Genomic DNA, 24421 nt, shown 5'->3' with positions numbered 1-24421 from the left:
CCCGCCGGGGCAGGGCGCGGTTGGGTGGTGTGGTGCTGGGAAGCATCAGAGTCCTTTCGGGCGGGCGACATGTTCGACAACGCGCCCAATCCAGTCGACCAGAAGGGCCAGGAGTGCCACCAGGACCGAGCCCACAACGAGGACGCTGACCAGGTTGAGGTTCACTCCGGTGATGATGAGAATCCCCAGCCCACCGCCGTTGATGAATGCCGCGAGTGCGGCGGTGCCCACGAGGAGCACCAGTGCGGTGCGAATACCTGCGAGCATGACGGGGACCGCCAGCGGCAGCTCCACTTTGAACAGGACGGCTGCGGCGCTCATCCCCATGCCCCGGCCGGCCTCGACGAGACGCTCATCAACCTGGTTGAGGCCAACCATGGTGTTCCGGAGAACGGGCAGCAGAGCGTAGAGGACCAGCGCGATGATGGCGGCGTCGAAGCCGAATCCCTGCCACGAGGCAAGGAGCACAATCAACCCGATGGCCGGGGCCGCCTGCCCAATATTGACGACGGCGAGCACCGGACCGGTGAGCCGTCGGAACGGCCCGCGGGTCAACAGGATACCGAGCGGGATGGCAATTACCAGCACGATAACCGCTGACACAGCCGTCAGGGCAAGGTGTTCAAGCGTGTAGCCGAGCAGTGAGTCTGGGTTGAGGGTGTTGAGTTCGGTCTCCGACAGGTCAGCGGTCAGCGCCCAGATGATCAGCGCGGCAAGCGCCGCCAGGATGCCGGCGAGCTGATAGACCAGCGGACGCCAGGAGGGCCCGGCAATATCCGCTTCGGCGGCAACGGCCAGGGGATTCTGGGCTGGCGCGGCAGCGCTCACTGGCCGGATCCCGTAGCCGGACGGGACGGCTCGCCGTCGTCGACGGAGCCATCCTGCCCCTCAACTGCCTGCAGCGTCCCGGTGTTGACGCCTACCGGGCGCCCGGAGGAATGCGCTGAGCGGGCATGGGCGTGGGCGCGACCGATCGCGTCCATGATCGTTTCGACGTCGATCACACCGAGGAAGGTGTCGCGTTTCCCGGTCACCAGCGCGGCGCCAGCGCTGGAGACCAGCATGGTGTCCAGCGCATCGTTGAGCGTCGCCCGGTCGCCGACGACGGGGAGTTTGGCGTCCCAGTCGTCGCTGACCCGGTCGATCCGGGTGAGCTGGCGGCGGGTGAGCCACTGGATTGGGCGGTTTTTCTCGTCGACGATGACGGCATGGTCGTGCTGTGCCTGGTCGAGCCGTGAGAGTACGTCGCTGGCGAGGTCGCCACTAGTAGCGACAACCGCCTCGGCAAGGTCCACCTCATTGACGCGGGTCAGCGTGAGCTGCTTCAGCCCGGCACCTGACCCAATGAAGTTTTCGACGAACTCGTTGGCGGGGTTCGCGAGAATCCGTTCAGGAGTGTCGTACTGCACCAGCTGCGCGCCGTCGGTGAAGATGGCAATCCAGTCGCCGAGCTTCACCGCTTCGTCGAAGTCGTGGGTGACGCAGACGATGGTTTTCTGCAGCTCCGCCTGAATATTCAGGAGCTCATCCTGCAGTCGCTGCCGGGTGATCGGGTCCACGGCGCCGAACGGCTCATCCATCAGCAGCACGGGTGGGTCTGCGGCCAGTGCACGTGCTACGCCGACGCGCTGCTGCTGCCCGCCGGAAAGCTCCTTGGGGAAGCGGTCCCGATACTGGGCGGGATCCAGGGAGACCAGTTCCAGCAGTTCATCGACCCGCGCGGCGATCTTCTCTTTGCTCCAGCCGAGCATTTTCGGCACAATACCGATGTTCGTGGCGACACTCATGTGCGGGAACAGTCCACCGGCCTGAATGACGTAGCCGATCCGGCGCCGGAGGTTGTCCCCGTTAATGTCGGTGACGTCGTCGTCGTCGAGGACGATCCGTCCTTCGGTGGGCTCGATGAGCCGGTTGATCATCTTGAGTGTCGTGGTCTTGCCGCAGCCGGACGGGCCCACCAGCATGACGATCTTGCCTGCCGGGATTTCCAGGGTGAGACCGTCGACGGCCGGGGCATCCTGGCCCGGATAATGCTTGGTGACCTTGTCCAACAGGATGCTGGCCCCGGTAATACCGGAAGGTCCGGACTTCCCGGTGTTGTCGGTTGCTGTGGAAAGGGTCTCAGACACGGATACCTCGCGGGGTGGTTAGTCGGCCGAGGCCGATGAGCAGGACGTCGAGCACAAGGGCAAGAATGATGACGGCGATGACGCCGGTGGCAACTGATTCCAGCGCGTTGGCGCCGCCCAGCCGGGAGAGTCCGGAGAAAATAAAGCCGCCGAGGCCGGGGCCGAGCGCGTAGGCGGTAATCGCGGCGATGCCCATCACCATCTGGGCAGACACCCGGATGCCGGCCAGGATTACCGGCCAGGCCAGTGGTAGTTCCACCTGCAGCAGGGTGCGGAACCGGCTCATGCCGATCCCCCGGGCCGATTCGACGATCGAGTTGTCAATCCCGGTCAACCCCACCACGGCATTCCGGAGGATCGGGAGCGCGGCGAAGAAGGACACAACGATGACGGCGGGAGTCACCCCGAAACCGAAGGGCGCGATCATCAGCCCGATGAAGGCGAATGACGGGATGGTGAGGCCTACCGCTGAGACGCTGTTCGCAATCGACCTGAAGGTGCTGCTGCGGTAAACCAGCGCCGCGATGCCCACCGCGATCACGGTCCCGAGAATCAGGCACTGGACGACCAGGGAAAAGTGCTGCCAGCTGGCGAACAGGATTTGAGGCAGCCGGTCTCCAAAGAAATCCAACAAATCAATACCCTCTTCACATTGGTTACGTGTCAGCCTGCAGGCAAAATTCCGGAAAAGTCCGAGGCACGGTGAATTGGCCTCTTTTACACCCTACGCACATCAACATTAAGGAACCGTCACGCAGCGGTCACGATTGGCCTTCAATATTGATGTGATCTGGCTCACTTTATCAGCACCGTGAGTTTCTTTCTGGCAGCTCCGTCTTAGGGACAGGTGCACTTGACGTGAGGGCACCCGTTTGACCGGAACATTGACTGATATCGATCAAGGAGCCACCTCATGACTACTCAGCCCCAGGACAAGACCCAGGCTTCCAAGCCGACCACCGCGACCGTCGTCGGGAAGAGCCCGAATGACGATGGCCGCGGCACCACTGCCATCGCCGACAACGTTGTTGCGAAAATCGCTGGCATCGCCGTTCACGATATTCCGGGCGTTTACGCCGTGGGTGGCGGGGCCGCCCGCGCTCTCGGTTCCATCCGTGACGCGATGGGCCAGAAGGACCATACCCAGGGTATTTCCGTCGAGGTCGGCCAGACCCAGGTTGCCGTCGACATCACCCTGGTCGTCGAGTATCCGCACCCGCTCAAGGAGGTCGCCGGCCAGGTTCGCGACGCCATTTACTCGGCCGTTGAGGACATCGTGGGCATGGAGGTCACCGAGGTAAACGTGACAGTCACCGATATCCACGTCCCCGGCGATGACATCGATGACGACGACGACGACGCCCAGACCGTACCAGCAGAATCGCGCGTCTCATGAGCCCGACTACCACCGGCATCGCCGTCGGCGCCACCCTCGCGTTGACTGCACTGATCTTCGGCTTCTGGGGTTTCGTCCTGGTGGCACTGTTCATGGCGATCGGCGCGTTCCTCGGCCGCACTGCGGAGGGGAAGCTTGACCTTGGCTCGGTGCTCGATGCCCTGCGGGGCAGGCGCTCCTCCTCATGACCGCGGCGACCCCGGCCAAGGCAAACCCTGCCCGGGCCAACCCGGCCGGGCTTAACGGGACCGGACGTAACGGGCACACCCGCGTCACGAAGGCGGCGCTGACCCACACCACCGAAGCCGTCGTCGCTGAGGTCTTTGGTGTCCCGCGCCGGGACGTGCGGGTCAGCCTGGCCGACGACGGCGGCGCCCTCGGGATGGCCGTGTCGGTGCCACTCCCCGCGCCCACCCTCCTCCAGGCTGCGCGGAACCCGCAGGCGGTAGAGCAGGGCGGAGGGACACTGTTCGAACGGGCCGAGAATGCCCGCTCAGGGATCCGGGCAGCAGCCTCTCGGGTGACCGGGTCGGAGGTGGGCCGGATCGACATCCGACTCACCGGCATCCACCCACCAGCGGAACGGAAACTGGCATGAGCGAACTGCTGCACACCCGGCGGCTCCTGCGCCGTGAGACCCATTCCTCCCGTGCTGGCGCATCGGTGACAGCCGCCGTCGTTGGCCTCCTGGGCTTGGCCTGGCTGGGAACCGAAGCTGTGTTGTCCCTGCTGGATCAGCCTCCGCTGGTCGCGAATCCTCCGTCGATGCTTCAGTGGGCGGCGGACCTGCCGGAGTCGACGCTCCCCTGGGGCCTGGCAGCAGTCGGCATCGGTTTGGCTCTCATCGGGTTGGTGCTTCTGCTGGTCGCCGTGACACCAGGGACCAAGGCGTTGCACGTGGTCGACCAGGACCGGACGGCTGTTGTCGTCGACTCGGAGGTGATCGCTGCCGCAGTGTCGCGGCGTACCCGGCAAGAGGCCGGACTGGATCCGGATCAGGTGTCCACCCGCGTCGACCGGCGACGCATCACGGTGGACGTCCGACCGACCAGCGGGTCGCCCCTCGATGAGTCGACCATCCGGTCGGCCGTCGAGGATGAGCTGTCGGGATACGGGCTTCGTCCGGAGCCGACGGTTAGGATCAACATCAGGCACGAAGGAGCGTTGGGCATATGAGTTCCACACACCGCTGGTTGAACCGCACGCTGCTCGCTGTCCTTGGACTGATACTGGTGGCCGTCGGCGCGCTGACCGCCGCGGCGGGNCGGGCCTCGTGCCGGACGTTGCCGAGGCCTGGACCTCGATCGGCGCCACGGCGGTCAACGGGCTCCCCGCCCTGTTGGCGTCCGCACCCCTGACCGCCGACACCAGTTGGTGGACCATCGCCGCGCTGGCGCTGGTCGTGGTGTGCGCTGCCCTGCTCATCGGGTGGATCGCTTCCCAGGGCGGCGGGCGGACCAGCACCGTGGGACGGCAAGGATCCGCAATGGGCAACACCACCGTAGAAACCTCGCTGGTGGCCGACGCGCTGCGGACCGCCCTGGAAGAAAACGGCCAGATCCTCGCCGTTGCGGTGTCCTCCTGGCGGGTGCGTCGCCAAACCGGCCTGCGGGTCAGGGTTCAGCCACGCCGTGGCGCCTCCCCGGGCGCCGTGGTCGCAGCAGCCAACGAAGCCATCGCCGGATTGGACACGCTGCTCGGCGAACGGATCCCCGTTCTGGTCAGTGTGCAGACCGGCGCCAGGACCCGGTTCACCCGCACCCGGAGAGTCGATTGACGGTCCCTGACCGTCCACGTCTCAACCTCGACGATGCGGCGGATTCGTTCCTGGTGGAGCGGGCCTCCGACGGCGACGTGTCCTCTTTCGAATCGCTCGCCCGACGCTATGGGCCACTAATGCGCGGGTATGCGCGCCGCCTTACCGGGTCGACGGCTGACGCCGACGACGCGGTGCAGGAAACCCTCCTCCAGGCCTGGAACCAGCTCGGCAAACTGCAGGACGGCTCGGCCGTGAAGCCGTGGCTGATGCGGATCTGCGGCCGCAAAAGCATCGATCTGATCCGGAAGCGCAAGAACACGGTCAACCTCGACGACGTCGAACCGTTTGACCACGGGCCCGGTCCCGAGCGGGCAGTTGAGCAGGACACCCAGATGCGTTCCCTGGTGGAAGCCCTGAAAAGGCTTCCACTGGAGCAACGGCAATGTTGGGTGCTGAAGGAAATGGGCGGGCAATCCTACGAGGATATTGCCAAGACGATGGACACCACGACCGACAGCGTTCGCGGTCGACTGTCGCGAGCACGCACCACCCTGATGAAGGAAATGGAGGACTGGCGATGAATAACGAGCTCCCTGACCCCGGTTGTGGCCATAGCCTCGACGAGCTTGAAGAATACCTGTGGACCGGACAGTCCGCGGCCGAGCAACACTACCTGCGGTGCCCCGAGTGCCAGGCCGGGCTGGCGGGGCTTCGCTCCCTGCAGCGCCTCAGCGGTCAGCTTGCGGCAGCTGACACCGAGCAGGCCGGATCGGCTGACGAGCCGTGGCTGCAATCGATCCTTGGCAATCTCCGGTTGGAAATGCGTTCCGGCCGGAGCATTCCACTGTCCAGCGAATATCCCGAGGACGCCTTCTTCGAAACCGAGGGGAGCCTGCTGGCTCTCATCCGGCGAATTGGTGACGACGTCGACGGCGCAACCATCGGCAAATGCCGGCTGCACGGCGACATCACCACCCCTGGCGCCGACGTCATGATCGAAGTGAACGTGACAGCCTTCTTCGGCTACCCGCTACCGGCGATGATCAATTCCCTCCGATCGAGGATCGCGGCGATGATCAGCACCCATTCAGAGCTCAACCTCACGTCGGTCGACGTGACGGTAACCGACGTCCACGAGCATTTCAGTCCAGCCCCGAAGGGAGCGGTGAATGAATAAGAACCAACTAGCCCTTCGCGTCCAGGAGATCATTGCTGGGGTGGAAGGAGTCGCTGGCCTGTATCCGGCGCGGTCGGCTGTGCTCGCCGGTATCGCGAGCACCCTCGGTGCCAACGAAACGGTGGTCGCCGTCGACACAGCCGATTCCGGGCTGGTCATCAGGGCACGGATTGCAGCGCTGACGGGCGCCCCGGCACCCCGGCTGGTCCGCGACGTGGCCGCCGCGGTCCGGGCGGAGCTGGGCGGTCTTGCCGGTGACGCCCGGGCGGGCTCGGTGGGCTCGGCGGAGTCAGTGGAGTGGGTGACCTCGGTGGGGCCGGTGAGTTCAGTGGAGATCACCGTGTGCGGCTTCACCGACGTCCGGTTTTCCTAGCGTCCGGTTTTCCTAGCGGCCGGTCCCCCGGCGCTGCAGTCCCCAGCCAGAAACGGCGACCATAGCCAGAAACCCCGGGGTCAGCTCCCGAAGAGAGGCGCGACGGCGCCGACCAACTGGTTGATGCCGAGCACAATGAACAGCAAGGCGACGACGGCGAGAGCGATATTGGTGTGGAGCTTGTTCGCGTACTTCTTGGGGATCCGCTTCCCATTCAGCAGTCCGAGCAGGGTGACGGCGAGGAACGGCATGAACAGCGAACCGAGGACACCGTACGCCAGGATCAGCCCAATCGGCTGACCCAGCGCAAACAGGATCATCGGCGGGAAAGTCAGCCACAGGACGTAGAACCTGAAGTATTTGCCGCCCACCCGGGTGTCGGGGTGGCCCGACTCTTTGCCCCGGATATTGCCCCAGAAATCGGCGAACATCAGTGACACACCGTTCCAGACGCCGATGATCGACGAGAACGATGCCGCCCAGAACCCGACCAGGAAGCCGATTCCGACGACGTCGCCGTACTCCTCGCGGAGAACCGTGGACAGGTCGAGCAGCCCCTCATCGCCGGCGCTGAGGCTCACTCCGGCCGAGCGGACCACTTCGGCGCCAACAATCAGCATGGCGATGACGAAAATGCCGGTCATCACGTAAGCCATCGAGTTGTCGATGCGCATAACCTTCATCCACTTGGGCGTGTACCAACCCTTCTCACGCAACCAGTAGCCGTAGGCAGCGAGCGTGATGGTCCCGCCGACACCGCCGGCGAGCGCCAGTGTGTACAGCAACCCACCCTCGGGAATGATCGGCACCAGTCCGGTCACCATCTCGGGGAGGTTAGGTGCCGCGATAATGGCCAGGCCCACCACGGTGACGAACATGATGCCCACCAGGGCTGCCGTGATCTTTTCGAAGGTGGCATACCGACCAAACCAGACCATCACGAACCCGGCCAGGCCCATGACGATGGCCCAGACCCAGAGGGGGAAGACCGGGAACAGCGCGGCGAGGGGCAGCGCCGCACTCGACATGGCCGTAGCCCCGTAGACGAAGCCCCAAATCATGATGTAGGGCCCGAAGTACCAGGTGGTCCACTTACCGAGCGAACGCCAGCCTTCGAAGATGGTGTAACCGGTGGCCAGCGTGAACCGTCCTGCGCCCTCCACCAGAATGATCTTGAGGAACACGCCGAGAATGACCGCCCATAGGAGGCCGTAGCCGTAGCGGGATCCTGCTACCAGGGTGGCAACCATGTCGGCGGCGCCAACACCGGTGGCAGCAACCACCAGCCCTGGTCCAACAATTTTCCATTTGGCGGGTTTGCCGCCGTCGTCGTCGACGCGGTCCGAATGGTTCAGCTTCTCACCCGACCCGTCGCGGGTGGCGGCAGACGCATGACCTTGAGATACGGGTCCGTGGTTGGGCTTCTCAGGGGGCATTTCGCCGGACATCGAAGTTCCTTCTGGGTTGGAGGCTAGTAGCTCGCGCCGTCGGCGTTCGAGCCCTAGGTACCCTCTCACGGTTGAGGTGACAGGCAGTGAGCTTACCCACATAGACGGGGGACGGTATCCCTTTTATTTGGTGCATGCAGTGCAATCAATGCATGCACTTTTGGATGGGGAAATGCATGCATCGCATGCACTGCATGCACGATTTGAAAAGGAGACACCCATGCCGAACATCACGCTTCGCCAAATAGAGCCCGCGGTAGTAGACCAGATTAAGGTGATAGCAGCGCAAAACGGCCGGTCAATGCAACAGGAACTGCGGCTGCTGGTGAACCGATTCGCCAGCCTACCGGCCGAGTCCCGGCAGGCACTCACCCCCCTGGCCGCCTTACAGGTGCCGGAGTGGTACGCGAAGCTCTGGAACATCCGTCTGGACATTGGCTCGGTTCCCGATGCCGCACTGCCACAGCGGAGGTCACCCTTCCGGCGACTGGAACTCAAACAACCCGAGCTCAGACAACCCGAGCCGAAACAGTTCGAAAGCAGTCAATCCACGTTGAACCGAGCGGCCTCCACGCAACCCGCTCCACACGAGTGGAGGGCCGAATCGTGAACATTCTCGACTCGGACGTTCTTCTCGCACTCATTCGCTCGACCGAGGATGACGGTGTTGTCGAGTTTGTGAAGCAGTTTCCGTCTCGACCTCAAACAACCGCACTCGCTATTGCGGAAGTGACAGCCGCTATTTATGCGGCCACAGATCCCCGGCTGCGGTCGATCCGGGATCGGGCCTTGCAAGATCTGCTGCGGGGGCTGCTGCATCGGCGAGTGCTCCCTCTGGACGCCGACAGTGCCATAACCCTGGCGAAGCTTGCGACGACGAAGAATGCGACCGGGTCCTACTATCCCCTGGGCGTGCTTATTCAGGCGGCGATTTCCCGCCAGTTCATGATGCCGCTCGTCACGGGGCGTGCCGGTGACTACCAAGGGCTCGATCTTGAGCTTCATCCGCTCACCCTCGATCCGGTTCCCGCCCCCGATCCTGGCCCTGTCCCTGTCCCTGTACTTGGCCCTGTCTCCGCTCCTGACCGTCGCCCCCCAGGTACCGGCGGCACCGGCTGAGTGCCATTGGGTTCCAGCTAGTGTTGGACCATGGACTCTCCTATTGAAAATTACCTCAAGCGCATTCATCGGGAGATCGCCGAGCTGAAGGATGGCAAGCCCTACAGCACCATCCCCGCAATGGCCAATGTCGATCCGAACAACTTCGGCATCTGCCTCACCACGGTTGACGGCTATATCTATGAGGTGGGAGACACCCGGGACGAGTTCAGCATCCAGTCCATCTCCAAGCCCTTCACCTACGGGCTGGCACTCGCCGACCTGGGGATGGAAGCTGTTGATGAGAAGGTCGACGTCGAACCCTCCGGCGATTCGTTCAACGAAATTTCCCTCGCCGAGGGCACCGGGCGGCCCTCCAACGCCATGATCAACGCTGGCGCCCTGACTGCTACCTCCCTGATCAAAGGGTCGGGCGGCAACGGACGGTTCAAGCGCATCCTCAACACCTATTCGGCGTTCGCCGGGCGACAGCTGAGCGTCAACACCGAAATCTACGAGTCCGAACTCAAGCACGGCCACCGCAACCGCGCGCTGGCCCACCTGCTGCGCTCGTTCAACATCATTGAGGACGATCCCACCCCGGTGATCGAGGACTACTTCCGCCAGTGCTCAGTCCTGGTGAACTGTCTCGACCTCTCGGTGATGGCCGCCACCCTGGCCAACAGTGGCCGCAACCCGCTCACCGGCCGTCAGGTGATGGAGATCGGCCCGATCGAACGGGTTCTGTCGGTGATGACCACCTGCGGCATGTACGACGACGCCGGGTCGTGGATCAGCACCGTCGGGATGCCCGCCAAGAGCGGAGTCGCCGGCGGCACCATCGCCGTCCTGCCCGGCCAGGTGGGACTCGCTGTCTACTCCCCTCCCCTGGACGAACACGGCAGCAGTGTCCGCGGCATGGCCACGAGCCAGCGCCTGTCCCGGGATATGGAACTGCACTTCGTCAGGGCCGCCCGCACCGGCAAGTCCGCGATCCGGTCCACCTACGACATTTCGGCATCACCGTCGGGCATCCGCCGCAACGACGAGGCGATGGACATCCTGCGGGACAACGGTCACCGCGCCCGCGTGATCGAACTCAACGGCGACCTGCTCTTCGCTGGCACCGAGTCGATGATCCGTGAGCTGAGCTCCCTCGACCAGACCATAGAGTTCATCATCCTCGACCTCCGCCGGGTCGACGAAGTCGCCGACGTCTCCCTGCGGCTGCTGGCCGAAGCGCGGGAGAACCTGGTCAGCGAAGGCAGGGAACTGGTGCTGATTGACAGCGACGGGGCCCTCGCCGACACCTTCGAGGACGTGGACCGTGAGGTTCCCACCTTCGACACACGGACCGCCGCGGTCGAGTGGTGCGAGGACCAACTCATTGCCGCCTACGGCGATAACCTTTTCCTACCAACGCTGGTCAAGGTCACCGACTGTCCGGCTTTGAGCCCGCTGACCAGCGAGGACGCCGCGGCTCTCGCCAGTCGCATGGAAGAGCGCGAGTACGACGACGGGCACGTGATCCGCCGGGTCGGCCAGCGGTTCGGCGGCGTGTTCTTCATCCTGTCCGGAAAAATCACCACCTCGGTCCCCGGTCCCACCGGCGGTCGGGTGCGCCTGACCACCCTGAGCGCTGGCATGACGTTCGGTGAACTCGCACTCGGCAGCGACGACCGCCAGGAGACCACGGTGAAGGCTGAGGGCGGGGTCAAGGTCATGGTGCTCACCGCCGACGTAATTAGCCAGCTCGAATCCGAGGACCCGCGGCTCGCCGTCGAGCTCTGGAAGGCCCTGACCCGCGATGCGTACACCCGCGTGGACCTATACCTGCGGGAGACGGCCGTCCGCGGCCGCGACTAGGGGTATTGACCACGGAGGTTGGTGACGGCCGCGGGCTGGCGCAGCGCACGGTTCGCCCCACCGTCCGTGGAGCCGATTACCTGCCAGACTAAAGGCATGATCCTCATTGCCCGACACACCAATGTCAGCTTATCCTCCTGCCTGCGAACCGGGGTGCGGCGGTGAGCGCCCGGTTCGAGGAACTCGACTGGCGCAAGACCCGGCTGGGTGAGATCAGCCTCCGACGGCGTTGGGACCCCACCTTCGACAAGGAGGTCTACGAGGTCAAGCTCGACGACGACTTCCTCATGTCGAGCCTCTTCACCGTCGCCGAGATTGAGCTCACCGAGCTGGCGCTTGCCGAGCTGCCGGAGGACGGGCTCGACGTCGTCGTCGGTGGCCTGGGTCTCGGCTACACAGCTCAGGCGGTACTCGACAGCCCGCGTGCACGGTCGCTCCTGATCGTCGAGGCGCTCGGCGAGGTTATCGAGTGGCACCAAACCGGGCTGATTCCGGCCGGGAAGACACTGACCGCGGACCCGCGGTGCCGTTACGTCCACGGCGACTTTTTCGCGCTGGCGGCATCGGCGGAAGGATTCGATCCCGAGGCCCCGGCGAGGCTGTTCCACGCGGTGATCCTCGACGTCGACCATTCCCCCCGGCACGTCCTCCACCCCAGCCACTCACCGTTTTACGATCCGGCCGGCACGCGGCGACTGGCCGGGCACCTGCACCCGGGTGGGATTTTCGCGCTCTGGTCCAATGACCCGCCCGACGACGAGTACCTGGCCGTCCTCGGCGAGGTGTTCACCGAGGTGCGCGCCGACGTCGTCAGCTTTGATAACCCGCTGCAGGGCAGGGACTCGACCAACACCGTCTATCTGGGCCGCAAACCCCGATAACGTCGCGCACCCCGGGTCCCACTACAGCCTGGCGATCCGTTCAATGTCTTCGCGGAACTCCTGCGCCACGGACGCCGACACGGTGGTCCGCGTTTCGGCGATCGCCGACAGGTAGTCCTCGCTGGACGGGCCGGGGGCTGGCGTGCCACCGTCGACCGCGCCGAAGACCGCCTGCTCCAGGGCCCGCTGGGACGCCTTGCGGGCAGCGAATTCAATGTCGGCCGGCGAGAATCCGTCGGACGTCTTGACCAACTGGACGATGTCTACCTCTGCTGCCACCTCGGACGGGATGTAGCGCTGCCAGATGGCGTGGCGGGCGTCGTCGTCGGGCAGCCCGATGGGGATGACGTAGTCGAAGCGCCCGTGCCGGAGGAACGCCGTGTCGAGCGCCCGGATGAAGTTCGTGGCGCACACCAGCAGCCGGCCGGGCCGTTCCCTGAACGCGGGAATGATCTTGAGCAGTTCGTTGGTCACCCCCTGCAACGGCGACGGCGGCTCCCCCTGGCGTTGGGCGGCGATCTCCTCGACCTCGTCAATGAAGACCACCGCGTGTTCGAGTTCGGCGATCTCGAGGAAGGTCTCCCGCAGTGCACCCGCGAGGCCCTTGGAGTCAGCGGCGAGCCGCGAGGGGAACACCTCGACGAAGGGCCACTCCAACCGTGACGCAATCGCCTTGGCGAAGGTGGTCTTGCCGGTTCCGGGCGGGCCAAACAGCATCACCGCACGCGGCGGCACCACCCCGTACTGCTCGGCCAGGTCGGGGTTGGCCAGCGGCAGGACCAACCGGCGTTCGAGCAGTTCCTTCTCGCGTTGCATGCCGCCCACGTTGCTCCACAGGTTCCGCGGCATCAACCGTCCGCCGAGTTCGCTGAGCAGACCCATTTCCTGGCGTTGCACGGGAATGTCACGTTCGAAGTACCTCAGGTGCTTCCGGTCCTGGAAACCCGAGTTGAGGAGGGCAGCCACCCGGTGTTCGGCGTCGGGCACCAGGGTGGAGAGCTTGGTCAGGCCGTGCGGTGCCATCCTGCCCTCGATGGCGGCGAGCAGCGCACTGCCGATCCCGTGGTTCCGCCAACCCTCGTCGATGGCGAAGAAGACAATCCAGCCCTGGTCGTGCGCGGCGCGGGCCACCGCGGTGCCGACCACCGTTTCACCGTGGACGGCGACGACGGCGTGATCCTTCTGGCAGGAGGCGAGGACCTCAGCGAGCGCGTACACCGGTTCGACGCCGGCGCTGCGGGATTCCTCCCACAGGTGGAGGATCGCGTCCATGTCAGCAGAGTGAAAGTCCCTGATTCTCCAGCCGGTCATACGGGTGACTCCTTTGTCGTGTGCTGATCGTGTCGGATGCGAAACGTGCAGTGCGCTGATCATGACACACCGCTGGACGGCACCGGAGATTGTGACTGTCTGAGGCGGCTGCCATGATGCTGTGATGCGCCTCGACCGTTTCCCCCTCCGGCGGGTCGCTGCCCATCCGGCCTCCGAACTGGAGCAGGGGAGCTGGCCGGCCAACCTGCCGCCCGTGGCGCAACTATTGGACGACGGGATGACGCTTGGCTCCGCCACAGTCCTGGTCGGCGAGAATGGCTCGGGCAAATCGACGCTGGTCGAGGCGGTTGCGTTGGCCTTCGGGCTGTCGTCCGAGGGCGGGTCCACCGGTGCGCGTCACTCAACCCGGCCGTCCGAGTCGGAACTGTCGGATCACCTCCAGCTGGTCCGGAACCCGGGCGCCAGCAAGCGAGGCTACTTCCTGCGGGCCGAGACCATGCACGGGTTCTTCACCTATCTGGAGCAGAATCCCGGCCGGTCGGGCAACGACACCCGGTTCCATTCGATGTCACACGGGGAGTCGTTCCTCGAACTCGCGGTGGACCGGTTTCGTGGACCAGGCCTGTGGGTGCTGGATGAGCCGGAATCGGCGTTGTCCTTCGGCGGTTGTCTGGCTTTGCTCGGGATCCTGAAAGAACTCCTCGCCGACGGGAAATCCCAGGTGCTCCTCTCCACCCACTCCCCTCTCCTCGCTGCCCTTCCCGGCGCCACAATCCTCGAGCTCGGGCCCTGGGGGTTCCGCGAGATGCACTGGGACGAACTGGATCTGACAGTCAACTGGCGTAGCTTCATGAACGCACCCGACCGGTATCTACGCCATCTCTGATTCCGGGCGCGGTCCGATAGGCTCTTGAATATGCGTCTACACCACCCAAAGCGCCTCGTCGGCTTCGCCAGCACCGTCGTCGGAAGAGCTGCGATGGCGCTCGGGGCTTTGCAGGCGGTCGTCGCCGCAACACTGGTGATTATTGACGCGGTGGAGAAGAAGATCAGAACCAAGCGTGAGGGATTCCCCAAGCCGGGGACCTTCGACGGTCACGTCGCCGGGTCGGCGACCACCGTCTTCACCTACGGCGAAGATCTTTACGAAGCGATGCTTGAGGCAATCCGATCTGCCGAGCACCAGATCCTGATGGAGACCTACATCTGGAAGGGCGACGCCGTCGGCCACACCTTCCGTGACGCCCTGAACGAGGCGGCAGCGCGTGGCGTGAAGGTGCATGTCATTTACGACGGCTTCGCGAACCTGGTGGTGCGGCCATCCTTTTACTCGTTCCACCCCGATGTGCAAGTCTTCCGGTTCCCGGTCCTGCGGCCGTCAATCCTTTTCACCAACATTCGCGGCACCGGGTTTGACCACCGCAAGCTCCTGGTCGTTGATGAGCGGATCGGATTTGTCGGCGGCTACAACATCGGCAGCCTGTACGCCACAAAGTGGCGGGACACCCACCTGCGGATTGTCGGGCCGTCGGTCTGGGATTTGCGCGAAGCCTTTGTCAGCGTCTGGAACCTGGCCACCACACGGTCCCGGCAACCACTGGACGACACCAGTGCCGGCTTCTGGGAGCCCCGCCTCCGGGCGGTCAACAACATCCCCGCCAACCTGGTGTTCCCGATTCGCGGCGTCTACCTGGATGCAATAAATCGAGCCAAGGACCACATATACATCACCACGGCCTACTTCATTCCCGATCAGCAGATTCTGAACGCCCTGCTGCGGGCCAGTAAACGCGGTGTTGACGTCCGCGTGATCCTGCCAGAGGAATCAAACCATGTGCTCTCTGACTGGTTGTCCCGCGGCTTCTATTCATCACTGCTGGAGAACGGCATCCAGATCCTGCTCTATCAGAACGCCATGATCCATGCGAAGACGGCGACCGTGGACGGGCAATGGTCGACAGTCGGCACCGCCAACATTGACCGGTTGAGCCTGACCGGCAACTACGAGATCAACCTGGAGATCTTCGACGAGGGGCTGGCACACAACATGGAGCAGATCTTCGCGATCGACAGTGGCAACAGCCGGATCCTCACGATTAAGGAATGGGAGCGACGGCACCTTGTGGCCCGCGTCAGCGAGGCGATCCTCGCTCCCCTCCGCCCGCTCCTCTAGCGACGGTCAGCGGGAAAAACCGTGGGGGCCAGTCTCAGGGGGTGGCGAAGCGGTCCAGATATCCCACCCGGGACTGGTGGACGTGCCCGGCCATCAGCCGTTCGGCGTCGACCGGGTTGCCGGCGTCGATCGCTGCCATGATCAGCCGGTGCTCACCCCACGACTGCTTCCCCCGATGATCGACGTCCGTGGCGTAAAGCCATTCGATCTTGCCGGAAATCTGGCGCAGCAGGGCCGTCAATGAGGCGCTGCCGCTGAGATCGGCGATCCCCAGATGGAAGCGGATGTTCAGCTCGGGCAGCACCTTGAGGTTGCCCTCCGCCACGGCCTGGTCGCCGTCGTCGAGCAGGTCGGCGAGCAACCTGCGGGTCTTCCACCACCCGACGCTGGGCTCGCCCGCACTGAACTGGGCCAACGCCCGCCGCGCCGCACGCCGCGCGGTGGCAGCCTCGAGCGCTTCACGGACGGCGAAGAGATCGTCGGCGTCGTCCACCGGAATTTCCGACACCGTCGATCCGGCGTACGGCCTGGAATCAACGAAACCCTCAGCCTCCAGCGCACGCAGCGCCTCCCGGACAGGGATGCGGGAGACCCCGTACTTGGCGGCGAGCGCCGCCTCGGTCACGCGGGTGCCAGGGCGCAGGGACCCGAAGATGATGTCATGCCGGATTTCGTCCTGCACCCGCTGTTTCGGGGCAGGATCGACCGACTCTGGCTCAGGCGGCAAGAGCGGCACCGCGGATCGCTGCCGGCAGTTCCCGTGCGCCCCGCAGCTTAGCGTCCTGCCGCATAGCCTTGTGCTCCTCTGGGGTTGGCGGCGGCCTTCAGTACACCGGTCGCGGGGTCGCTCACAACCGAGGAGATGCGGCCGAGCGCCCAGTCGCCGGCCCTGGTCACCACGTGGCCGCGGTCTTCCAGATCGGAGATGACGTCGTCACCGAGGCGATCCTCCACCACGGCTCCCCCGGGTTCCCAGGTTCGGGGGTAGAAGGATCCGGGGATGGACGTGGTGTGCAGCGAGGGAGCGTCGATGGCCTGTTGTGGTGAGTAGCCGCCGACGATGGTGCGCAGAATGTAGAGCAGCTGCCACTGGTCCTGCTGGTCGCCGCCGGGTGATCCGAGCGCCACCACCGGGACGCTGTCCTTGAGGATCAGGGTGGGAGTCAAGGTGGTGCGGGGGCGTTTGCCGGGGCGCAGGGTCGACGGCGCACCGTCCTCCAGCCAGGTCATCTGCAACCGTGAGCCCAGGCAGAACCCGAGTTCGGGGATGGTCGGTGAGGACTGCAGCCAGCCGCCGGACGGCGTGGCGGAGACCATGTTGCCCCACTGGTCGACGACGTCGATGTGGCAGGTGTCGCCGCGGGTCTCACCGCTGCGGGAGACGGTCGGCTCGCCGACGCCCGCCATTGCGCCCACCCCGGCCAAAGCCGGTGCCGTGTATTCGGTGCGCAGCGGCGGGATGAAGGGTTCGCGCCCCGGGACGGTGCCGGGCCTGAACTCTGCCGACGCCCGGTCGGTGATCAGCGCCCGGCGCTGGGCTGAGTATTCCTCGGATAACAGGTAATCCAGCGGAACGTCGGCGTCACCGTAGTAGGCCTCCCGATCCGCGATGGCAAGCTTCTGCGCCTCGAGGATGGTGTGGGCGCCGAGCGCGGTCGACGGGTCCAGGTGCTCGTCGTCGTACCCGGCGAGGATGGCGAGGGTCTGCAGCAGGGCGGGTCCCTGCCCCCAGGCCCCGGTTTTCGCGATCGTGTGGCCGCGGAACTCGAAGGTGGTAGCGGGCTCGTAGGTGGCCTGGCAACCGGCGAAGTCCTCGAGGCTCATTACCCCGGCATGGTCGGTGCCGGACGAGTGGCGGTGCGGCTGCGCGGTAAAGGCGACGGCGGCCTGCGCCACGAAACCCTCGCTCCATTCGCGGCGGGCAGCATCAATGCGCTCCTCGCGGGTGGCGTCGGGCGCACCGGCAGCCACCAACCGGTCCAGCACTGCCGCGTAGGCCTCGTTCTTGATCATTTCACCGGCCGCGGGGGCCGTGCCCTCAGGCATCCAGAGCGCTGCCGACGTGGGCCAGTGCTCGTTGAAGAGGTCAGCGACCGCTGAAATCGTCGCACCCACCCGACCAACGATGGGGTGCCCGTTCCGGGCGTAGCCGATGGCGAAGTGCAGGACGTCGCCGAGCTCCCAGGTGCCGTGGTCACGGAGCAGCAGGAACCAGGCGTCGACGGCGGCGGGTACGGCTGCGGCGAGCGCACCGGAGCCTGGCACCAGTTCCAGACCCTCGGAGAGGTAGTGCTCGCGGGTGGCGGCGGCTGGGGCCGGGCCCTGCCCCATCAGGACGATGGGCTCGGACGGGTTTGCCGCCGTCGCAAACACGCCGGTCATATCCCCACCCGGGCCATTGAGGTGCGGCTCTACGACGTGGAGCACAAATGCGCTGGCGACGGCGGCGTCGAACGCGTTGCCCCCACGCTCGAGCACTGCCTGCGCCGAGGCGGTGGCCAGCCAGTGGGTGGAAGCGGTCATCCCGAAGGTGCCCTCGAGGGTGGGCCGGGTGGTGAAGGAAGTGGGCTGGGTATAGGTCATCGAGGTCCTTTTCGGTTCGTTGAGCGGGTCCGTGGACTGGGTTGGGGTCCTGATGGGTCCGGGTGCGTCACGCAGCCCGCTTCCACACATGACCGATTGCATACAACAATAGTCAGAAAGGTACATTTTGTATACAGACCGACGGTGATGCGTCGGTCCATCTACCCCTGGAGGATCCAATGAAGCGGCAGCCCGTCTCCACCGACCGATTCCACCTATGGCTCATGCTGACGCTCACCTTTTCCACCGGGGTGGTGGACGCGGTGGGTTTCCTCGGTCTCGATCAGGTCTTCACCGGCAACATGACCGGCAACGTCGTATTGCTGGGCATGGCCATCGCAGGCGGCAGCGATCTCCCGGTCCTACGCCCGGCCCTGGCCCTGCTCTTCTTCATGATTGGCGCCGTCATTGGTGGGCGCGCGTTGCGCACGGCATCCGAGGGTTGGAGCGGACGAACATCGGCAACCTTCCTGCTGGTGTCAGTGCTGACCGGGGGCCTGGCCCTGTTCACCGCCCTGGTCGACGTCACCGCCGACCACCTACTGGGCAGTGTCACCACCAGCACCCTCGCCCTCGCGATGGGTATTCAGGCCGCGACGGCGAAACGCCTCAAGGTCGCCGAAATCACCACGGTGGTGGTGACCTCCACCATTACCGGGTTGGCCTCGGATTCGCGCCTCGCCGGCGGAAAGAGCCCGTTCTGGGTGCGCCGCGCACTCGCGATCTCACTCATTCTGCTCGGCGCCCTCGTGGGGGCGGCAGCGCTTCAACTAGACCTCTGGGTCGGCATCGCCCTCTCGGCGGTCCTGTCGGCTGTGGTGACCCTGATCGGCCAGCTCCGTCACCGCAAGGACAGGCGAGCCGCGGCGAACGAGCGGGAGCTGGAGCCTGCAGCCGCCGGGTAGCAAATTCTGGATCCTGCCGGCTCCGACTCTCCCACCGGATCCTGCCAGCTCCGACTCTCCCACCGGTCAGCCCTCGTCACTGGGATAATCTAGACAATCCCACTGACCGACCTAGATCCGTGGGATTTCTGCAGGTCCGGCGCCGTTGTAGGCTCGACTTTTAGGGTAGTTCGACCGGTTCGAGAAGGGTTCTGACGTGAGCGAAGGTAAATCTCCTCGGGGGACTGTACTGATTGCTGGATGCGGCGATCTGGGGACCGAGGCCGGGCTGAGATTCGCCGCGGCGGGGTACCGGGTGATCGGCTGGCGCAGGTCGGCTGACAAGCTCCCGGCGGAAATTGAGGGCGTCCCGGTGGATCTGACCGGCGAGTTGCCGCCGCTCCCCGCCGACACCCGCATTGTGGTGCTGGCGACCGCCGCGGACAGCCGTACCGAGGACGCTTACCGCGCGGCTTATCTCACTGCTACCGGCAACGTGCTGGACGCGCTGGACCGTGCTGGCATCGACGCGCAAGTGCTGCTGGTGTCCTCCACCGCCGTATACGGGGGCGACGAGGGCGAGTGGGTGGACGAATCGACTCCCGTGGCGCCCGGCACTGCCACGGCGAAAATCCTGGCCAGCACGGAGGAGCTGCTGCGTGACCGGCGACCGGCGGCCATCATCTTGCGGCTGTCAGGGATCTACGGTCCGGGCCGGACCCGGCTGATCGACCAGCTGTCCTCCGGCACCGCGGTCCTGCCGCAGGAGGTCCAGTGGACCAACCGGATCCACCGCGATGATGCGGCGGCGGCCATCGTGCACCTGACCACCCAGGTCGGCGAGCCGGGTCCGGTCTATATCGGCGTCGACAATGAGCCGGCCGACCAGGGCGAGGTCCTTGAGTTTCTTGCCGCCCAACTGGGCGTGCCCACACCGCAGGTGGGGCCGGCATCGACGTCGCGGACCGGAAGCAAGCGCCTGAGCAATGCGGCATTGACCGCCACGGGGTTCACTTTCACCTACCCCTCGTTCCGGGAGGGGTACCTGGCCGTTCTCAATGGGGACGGAGTCAGGCACCCCTAGCCGTCCGCCTAGTGGACTGCCGGCACTCCGGCGCCGTCGATGGGGGCGTCGGCAGCATCAACGGGTGCCTCTTCGGGCTTCCGGATGAAGAACGCGGCGATCACGGCCAACATGAACACGATCGCGCCGCCTAGGAAAGCAGCCTGAATGCCGCCCGCCTCGGCAGCAACCTCGGAGGCACCGCCGTCGAGCAGGGCAGACGCCTGGATGGTCATCACCGAGATGAACAGCGCGGTGCCCGCTGCACCGGCGAGCTGCTGGACGGTGCCGACAATCGCGCTGCCATGGGAATAGAGCTGCGGCCGGACCGATCCCAGGGCCGAGGTCAACAGCGGCGTGAACATCAGGGCGAGGCCGATGCTCAGGAAAACGTGAGCCACCATCACCATCAAAAAGGGAGTGGTTTCGCTGAGCATCGTCAGCCCCCAGAACACCAGGCTGACGAGGATCGCGCCGGGCACCACCAGGATGCGGGGTCCGCGCTTGTCGAAGATGCGCCCCACCACCGGGCCGAGCAGACCCATGGTCAGCCCGCCCGGGAACAGCAGCAGGCCCGCCACCACCGGTGACAGTCCCAGCACGTTCTGGACGTACAGGGGCAGCAGGATGATGGTGCCGAACAATGCCATCATGCTGACGGAAATCACCAGGATGGAGATGGTGAAGGTGCGGGACGTGAACGTTCGCAGGTCCAGCAGGGCGCGGTCGGCGCGCTGCTGGCTGCGCTGGCGGAGGATGAAGAAGACCAGCGCTACGCCGCCGACGACGAGGGGCAGCCAGGGGGGAACCGGTCCGCCGCCCTCGGCTGCTTCACCGAACTGGCTGAGGCCGTAAATGATGCCGCCGAACGCCAGGGCGGAAAGTATTACCGAGAGGACGTCGATGGGCAGGCGCCGCGGTGTGGTGACGTTTTGAATGCGGGTGGCGCCGAGAATCAGCGAGCCGACGGCGATGGGCAGGACCAGCCAGAAGAGCCAGCGCCAGTCCAGCACGCTCAGGATCAGGCCGGATACGGTGGGACCGATGGCCGGGGCCACGGAGATTACGATGGCGATGTTGCCCATGGTGCGGCCGCGTGAGGCAGGCGGGACCAGGGTCATCACGGTGGTCATCAGCAGCGGCATCATGATGGCGGTTCCGCTCGCCTGGATGATCCGGCCGACCAGCAGGACCTCGAAGCCCGGCGCCAGCGCGGACACCAGGGTGCCGAGGCTGAAGAGGGACATGGCGGCCATGAAGACTGGGCGGGTGTGGAACCGCTGCAGCAGGAACCCGGTGACCGGGATGACCACTGCCATGGTGAGCATGAACGCGGTGGTCAGCCACTGGCCGGCGCTGACGGTGATGCCGAGGTCCACGGTCAGCGACTGCAGTGCCACGCTCATGATGGTCTCGTTGAGGATCACCACGAAGGCGGACACGAGGAGCAGCGAGATGAGGAGCTTGTTGCGTTTGGCCTCCGCAGCGTCTTCCCGGCTCCCGGCCGGCTGGCGCTCGATCGGCTGGCGCGCAGCGGAGGGCGGGGCACTATGAGACACAGAAATTCCTTTGACGTGGTGTGGGAGGAGCAAATCCTAATAGCCGCAACGCACGAAAGAAGAGAATCTATTCCGCAGGAGAAAAGGTCGGGGTGCCGCGGTCAGCTGTCAGCGCCAGAGGTTGGCACGTACCCGAGCGCCTTATCCACCCGGTGCGGCAACGGCTTTCCCGCATACCAGGTCAGGAAATTGTCTTCGAACTGGCGGGCCAGATCCTGCAGCCAGGAATCGGCGTCGCTGGCCATGTGAGGGGAGATGAGCACCTGGTCCATCCCCCAGAGCGGGCTGGCCAGAGGGAGGGGCTCGACGGCGAAGGTGTCCAGGACCGCTCCGGCGATGCCGCCGTCGTCGAGCGCCCGCACCAACGCCGCCTCGTCGACGAGGCGGCCGCGCCCCACATTGATCAGAACCGCGGTTGGTGCCATCGCGGCGAGCACCTCGGCGCTGACCATCCCCTCTGTCTGGGCGGTCAGCGGAGCCACGAGGACGAGATAGTCGTAGGCGCCGACCACCGCCGTGAGGTGTGAGCTGCTGTGGACGGTGCCGAAGTCGGGGTCGCCGGTCCGTGCCACTCTGCCGGCGCCGTCGACGTCGGCGCCCGCCGCGCTCAGGAGTCGCGCAGTGCACCGGCCGATGCTTCCCGTTCCCACGATCAGGACCCGCGCGCCGGCGATGTTGCGGGTGGTTCGCCGGCCCCAGACCCGGTTGTGCTGTAGGTCGCGGGTGGGGCCGAAGTCCTTGGCGGAAAACAGCATGGCGCCGAGCACGTACTCGGCCATCGGAAGGTCAAACACGCCGTGCGCATTCGTTACTGTGACAGCGGATTCGATCAGGCCGGGGAAAAGGAGCTTGTCGACGCCGGCCGCTGCGACGTGCAGCCACGTCAAGGAATCGGCGTGTTTCCAGGCCGGCTCGACCGCGCCGGAGAAGAAGTCCCAGAGGTAAAGCACATCGGCTCCGCGGAGCGCCATCGGCAGGCTGGCTGCATCGGTTTCTCGAAGCTCCGCCAGCGCCGCAACCCGCTCCAGTCCGACCACCGGGCGGTCCCCCACGAGCACTGTCACAACGGGCTTGCGGCCGGACCGGTCGAAGAAGTTCATGCTCAGAATCCTCCCACGGCCGGCCGTCGTACAACTGCCCAGCTTTACTTGGTTGGATTCATGGGGTTGCATATGTAGTCAGCGTTCGGGTGCCCGGACGCTCCCATCGGGAGGATACACCGTGACAACGCCGTCAACCGAACAACCATCAAGCGAACAAGAGGTCGATACCTCGACTGCACCCGGCATGCTGGAGCCTGCCGAGGACCGACGGGTGCTGATGCGGAAACGGATCGGGCTGGTGGCCGGCGTCGTCGTCGCCATCATCATGTATCTGACCCTGCCGACCGACCTTGAGCAGCCCGCCAGGGTGACCGCCGCCATCGCCGCCCTGATGGCGCTGTGGTGGATGACCGAGGCCATCCCACTGGCCGCGACAGCGCTGCTGCCCCTGGTCCTCTTCCCGATTCTGAACGTGTCCACCATTGATGAGGTGGCACCGCCCTACGCCAACCCCATCATCTTCCTGTTCATGGGCGGGTTCCTTTTGGCCCTCGCGCTCCAGCGGTGGAACCTGCACCGGCGGATTGCGCTCGCGACCGTCCTCCTGGTCGGTACCAAGCCGAGCCAGCTCATCGGCGGTTTCATGATCGCCACCGGCTTCCTGAGTATGTGGGTCTCCAACACCGCCACAGCCGTGATGATGCTGCCCATCGGCATCTCGGTTCTCACCCTGGTGGCAACTGTCAGCGACGGCAAACCACCGAAGCGGTTCGGCATCGCGTTGATGCTGGGCATCGCCTACTCGGCGTCGATCGGTTCGCTCGGCACCATTATCGGCACCCCACCCAATGCACTCATGGTCGGCTACCTGGCCGAGACCCACGACATTCAGGTGGGCTTCGGCCAGTGGATGCTGGTCGGCGTGCCGATGTCGGTGGTGTTCATGTTCATTGCCTGGTTCCTCCTTACCCAGGTCTTCTACAAGCCTGAGATCAAGGAGATCCCGGGCGGGCGCCAGCTGATCCGGGATGAGTACAAGAAGCTCGGCTCGATGAACACCGGCGAGAAGCAGGTCGGCGTGATCTTCGTGCTGGCAGCGGCTGCCTGGATCAGTGTCCCCCTGCTGTGGCCGGGATCGAACATTGCTGACGCCGTTATCGCCATGGTGGTCGCTGTCCTGCTGTTCGTGATCCCAGCGAATATCAAGAAGGGTGTGCCCCTGCTCGACTGGGCCAGTGCAAGGGCGCTGCCCTGGGACATCCTGCTGTTGTTCGGCGGAGGCCTCGCGCTCTCGGCGCAGTTCACCGCCACCGGTCTGAGCGCCTGGGTTGGCACGCAGGTGGCCGGACTCGATGTGCTGCCGCTGGTCCTGATCATCGCCATCGTGGCTGGCATCGTGCTGCTGCTGACCGAGCTCACCAGTAACACGGCCACCGCCGCTGCGTTCCTGCCGCTGATCGGTGGGGTCGCCGTCGGGCTCGGCGTGGATCCGATGCTGCTGGTGATCCCCGTGGCGATCGCCGCGACCTGCGCGTTCATGCTGCCGGTTGCGACGCCGCCCAACGCCATCGCGTATTCCTCCGGCCATGTCGAGATTGCCCACATGCTCAAGGCCGGCATCTGGTTGAACCTCATTGCGCTGGTGTTGACCACCATCACCACGATGACGCTGGCGGCCTGGGTCTTCGGGCTCGTGTACTAGGTCTTTTCCAGGCCG

26 protein-coding genes are annotated in these 24421 nt (G+C 65.2%); 17 read left to right on the top strand and 9 right to left on the bottom strand.

The genetic code is table 11. The annotated features are described in order from the left end of the window. Nucleotides 1–45 precede the first annotated feature (45 nt). The 3 genes from B384_RS0104535 to B384_RS0104525 are packed head-to-tail and all read right to left on the bottom strand — an operon-like array spanning nucleotide 46 to nucleotide 2763. Entirely contained in the window at nucleotides 46–828 is a 783-nt protein-coding gene (locus tag B384_RS0104535) for an ABC transporter permease (protein ID WP_019481955.1), read from the bottom strand. Further along, nucleotides 825–2129: an ABC transporter ATP-binding protein gene (locus B384_RS17740; RefSeq protein ID WP_019481954.1), complete on the bottom strand. Its 1305-nt coding sequence runs from the start codon at nucleotides 2127–2129 to the stop codon at nucleotides 825–827. The genes B384_RS0104535 and B384_RS17740 overlap by 4 nt, the downstream gene beginning before the upstream one ends. Then, the gene (locus B384_RS0104525; protein ID WP_019481953.1) at nucleotides 2122–2763 is read right to left on the bottom strand and encodes an ABC transporter permease; all 642 of its coding nucleotides are present in this window, start codon (nucleotides 2761–2763) and stop codon (nucleotides 2122–2124) included. The genes B384_RS17740 and B384_RS0104525 overlap by 8 nt, the downstream gene beginning before the upstream one ends. 279 nt (nucleotides 2764–3042) lie before the next feature. Between B384_RS0104525 and B384_RS0104520 the strand changes: the two genes are divergently transcribed. The 8 genes from B384_RS0104520 (at nucleotide 3043) to B384_RS0104485 (ending at nucleotide 6834) form a co-directional block, all read left to right on the top strand. After that, nucleotides 3043–3525: an Asp23/Gls24 family envelope stress response protein gene (locus B384_RS0104520; protein ID WP_019481952.1), complete on the top strand. Its 483-nt coding sequence runs from the start codon at nucleotides 3043–3045 to the stop codon at nucleotides 3523–3525. Then, nucleotides 3522–3713: a DUF2273 domain-containing protein gene (locus B384_RS0104515; RefSeq protein WP_019481951.1), complete on the top strand. Its 192-nt coding sequence runs from the start codon at nucleotides 3522–3524 to the stop codon at nucleotides 3711–3713. Before B384_RS0104520 ends, B384_RS0104515 begins: the two co-directional genes overlap by 4 nt. Beyond that, nucleotides 3710–4123 carry a hypothetical protein gene (locus tag B384_RS17735; RefSeq protein WP_019481950.1) on the top strand — a complete coding sequence of 138 codons (414 nt, stop codon included), beginning with the start codon at nucleotides 3710–3712 and terminating at the stop codon, nucleotides 4121–4123. Before B384_RS0104515 ends, B384_RS17735 begins: the two co-directional genes overlap by 4 nt. Then, nucleotides 4120–4701, top strand: a complete 582-nt coding sequence (locus B384_RS0104505; protein ID WP_019481949.1) for a DUF6286 domain-containing protein — start codon at nucleotides 4120–4122, stop codon at nucleotides 4699–4701. Before B384_RS17735 ends, B384_RS0104505 begins: the two co-directional genes overlap by 4 nt. Before the next feature lie 97 nt (nucleotides 4702–4798). Next, entirely contained in the window at nucleotides 4799–5302 is a 504-nt protein-coding gene (locus tag B384_RS0104500) for a hypothetical protein (RefSeq protein ID WP_019481948.1), read from the top strand. After that, nucleotides 5299–5865, top strand: coding sequence for an RNA polymerase sigma factor (locus B384_RS0104495; protein WP_019481947.1), 567 nt, complete (start codon nucleotides 5299–5301; stop codon nucleotides 5863–5865). Before B384_RS0104500 ends, B384_RS0104495 begins: the two co-directional genes overlap by 4 nt. Then, nucleotides 5862–6461 (top strand): hypothetical protein, encoded by a 600-nt coding sequence (locus tag B384_RS0104490; protein ID WP_019481946.1) that lies wholly within the window; start codon nucleotides 5862–5864, stop codon nucleotides 6459–6461. The genes B384_RS0104495 and B384_RS0104490 overlap by 4 nt, the downstream gene beginning before the upstream one ends. Next, a complete protein-coding gene (locus B384_RS0104485; protein WP_019481945.1) occupies nucleotides 6454–6834 on the top strand; it encodes a hypothetical protein in 381 nt (126 codons plus the stop codon). The genes B384_RS0104490 and B384_RS0104485 overlap by 8 nt, the downstream gene beginning before the upstream one ends. An 80-nt stretch (nucleotides 6835–6914) precedes the next feature. Here the strand turns inward: B384_RS0104485 and B384_RS0104480 are convergent, their stop codons facing one another. Beyond that, entirely contained in the window at nucleotides 6915–8282 is a 1368-nt protein-coding gene (locus B384_RS0104480; protein WP_019481944.1) for an Nramp family divalent metal transporter, read from the bottom strand. Between the two features lie 220 nt (nucleotides 8283–8502). Between B384_RS0104480 and B384_RS0104475 the strand changes: the two genes are divergently transcribed. The 4 genes from B384_RS0104475 to B384_RS0104455 all read left to right on the top strand — a co-directional run bounded on the left by B384_RS0104475 (nucleotide 8503) and on the right by B384_RS0104455 (nucleotide 12127). Next, nucleotides 8503–8892, top strand: a complete 390-nt coding sequence (locus B384_RS0104475; protein ID WP_019481943.1) for a FitA-like ribbon-helix-helix domain-containing protein — start codon at nucleotides 8503–8505, stop codon at nucleotides 8890–8892. After that, nucleotides 8889–9401, top strand: coding sequence for a hypothetical protein (locus tag B384_RS0104470; protein WP_019481942.1), 513 nt, complete (start codon nucleotides 8889–8891; stop codon nucleotides 9399–9401). The genes B384_RS0104475 and B384_RS0104470 overlap by 4 nt, the downstream gene beginning before the upstream one ends. 30 nt (nucleotides 9402–9431) lie before the next feature. After that, entirely contained in the window at nucleotides 9432–11246 is a 1815-nt protein-coding gene (gene glsA, locus B384_RS0104465; RefSeq protein ID WP_019481941.1) for a glutaminase A, read from the top strand. A gap of 161 nt (nucleotides 11247–11407) precedes the next feature. After that, a complete protein-coding gene (locus B384_RS0104455) occupies nucleotides 11408–12127 on the top strand; it encodes a hypothetical protein (RefSeq protein WP_019481939.1) in 720 nt (239 codons plus the stop codon). Nucleotides 12128–12148: 21 nt separating this feature from the next. On the opposite strand, the gene B384_RS0104450 is transcribed toward B384_RS0104455, so the two are convergent. Continuing rightward, entirely contained in the window at nucleotides 12149–13438 is a 1290-nt protein-coding gene (locus B384_RS0104450) for an ATP-binding protein (protein WP_019481938.1), read from the bottom strand. A 124-nt stretch (nucleotides 13439–13562) separates the two neighbouring features. On the opposite strand from B384_RS0104450, the gene B384_RS0104445 reads away from it, so the two are divergent. Together B384_RS0104445 and B384_RS0104440 are read left to right on the top strand one after the other, a co-directional pair. Beyond that, entirely contained in the window at nucleotides 13563–14285 is a 723-nt protein-coding gene (locus B384_RS0104445; RefSeq protein WP_026040965.1) for an AAA family ATPase, read from the top strand. Nucleotides 14286–14378: 93 nt separating this feature from the next. Further along, complete coding sequence (locus B384_RS0104440; protein ID WP_019481936.1) at nucleotides 14379–15572, top strand: cardiolipin synthase B; 1194 nt, start codon at nucleotides 14379–14381, stop codon at nucleotides 15570–15572. 34 nt (nucleotides 15573–15606) lie between these two features. On the opposite strand, the gene B384_RS0104435 is transcribed toward B384_RS0104440, so the two are convergent. Both B384_RS0104435 and B384_RS0104430 read right to left on the bottom strand, forming a co-directional pair. After that, nucleotides 15607–16308 (bottom strand): GntR family transcriptional regulator, encoded by a 702-nt coding sequence (locus B384_RS0104435; protein WP_237715230.1) that lies wholly within the window; start codon nucleotides 16306–16308, stop codon nucleotides 15607–15609. A 38-nt stretch (nucleotides 16309–16346) separates the two neighbouring features. Then, nucleotides 16347–18155: a gamma-glutamyltransferase family protein gene (locus B384_RS0104430; RefSeq protein ID WP_019481934.1), complete on the bottom strand. Its 1809-nt coding sequence runs from the start codon at nucleotides 18153–18155 to the stop codon at nucleotides 16347–16349. 179 nt (nucleotides 18156–18334) lie between these two features. Between B384_RS0104430 and B384_RS0104425 the strand changes: the two genes are divergently transcribed. Together B384_RS0104425 and B384_RS0104420 are read left to right on the top strand one after the other, a co-directional pair. Next, nucleotides 18335–19060: a YoaK family protein gene (locus B384_RS0104425; protein WP_019481933.1), complete on the top strand. Its 726-nt coding sequence runs from the start codon at nucleotides 18335–18337 to the stop codon at nucleotides 19058–19060. Nucleotides 19061–19256: 196 nt separating this feature from the next. Continuing rightward, nucleotides 19257–20123 carry an SDR family oxidoreductase gene (locus B384_RS0104420; protein ID WP_019481932.1) on the top strand — a complete coding sequence of 289 codons (867 nt, stop codon included), beginning with the start codon at nucleotides 19257–19259 and terminating at the stop codon, nucleotides 20121–20123. Nucleotides 20124–20131: 8 nt separating this feature from the next. Here the strand turns inward: B384_RS0104420 and B384_RS0104415 are convergent, their stop codons facing one another. Both B384_RS0104415 and B384_RS0104410 read right to left on the bottom strand, forming a co-directional pair. Next, nucleotides 20132–21661, bottom strand: a complete 1530-nt coding sequence (locus B384_RS0104415) for an MDR family MFS transporter (RefSeq protein ID WP_019481931.1) — start codon at nucleotides 21659–21661, stop codon at nucleotides 20132–20134. 101 nt (nucleotides 21662–21762) lie between these two features. Next, nucleotides 21763–22761 (bottom strand): D-2-hydroxyacid dehydrogenase, encoded by a 999-nt coding sequence (locus B384_RS0104410; protein WP_019481930.1) that lies wholly within the window; start codon nucleotides 22759–22761, stop codon nucleotides 21763–21765. A gap of 121 nt (nucleotides 22762–22882) precedes the next feature. Here B384_RS0104410 and B384_RS0104405 point away from each other — a divergent pair, with 121 nt between their 5' ends. Further along, a complete protein-coding gene (locus B384_RS0104405) occupies nucleotides 22883–24406 on the top strand; it encodes an SLC13 family permease (protein ID WP_019481929.1) in 1524 nt (507 codons plus the stop codon). The last annotated feature ends 15 nt before the right edge of the window (nucleotides 24407–24421 follow it).

Origin of the sequence: Arthrobacter sp. TB 23, assembly GCF_000294595.1 — a bacterium.
In the GTDB taxonomy this organism is placed as follows: Bacteria; Actinomycetota; Actinomycetes; order Actinomycetales; family Micrococcaceae; genus Arthrobacter_D.
This window is presented reverse-complemented; position numbering and strand designations above follow the sequence as displayed.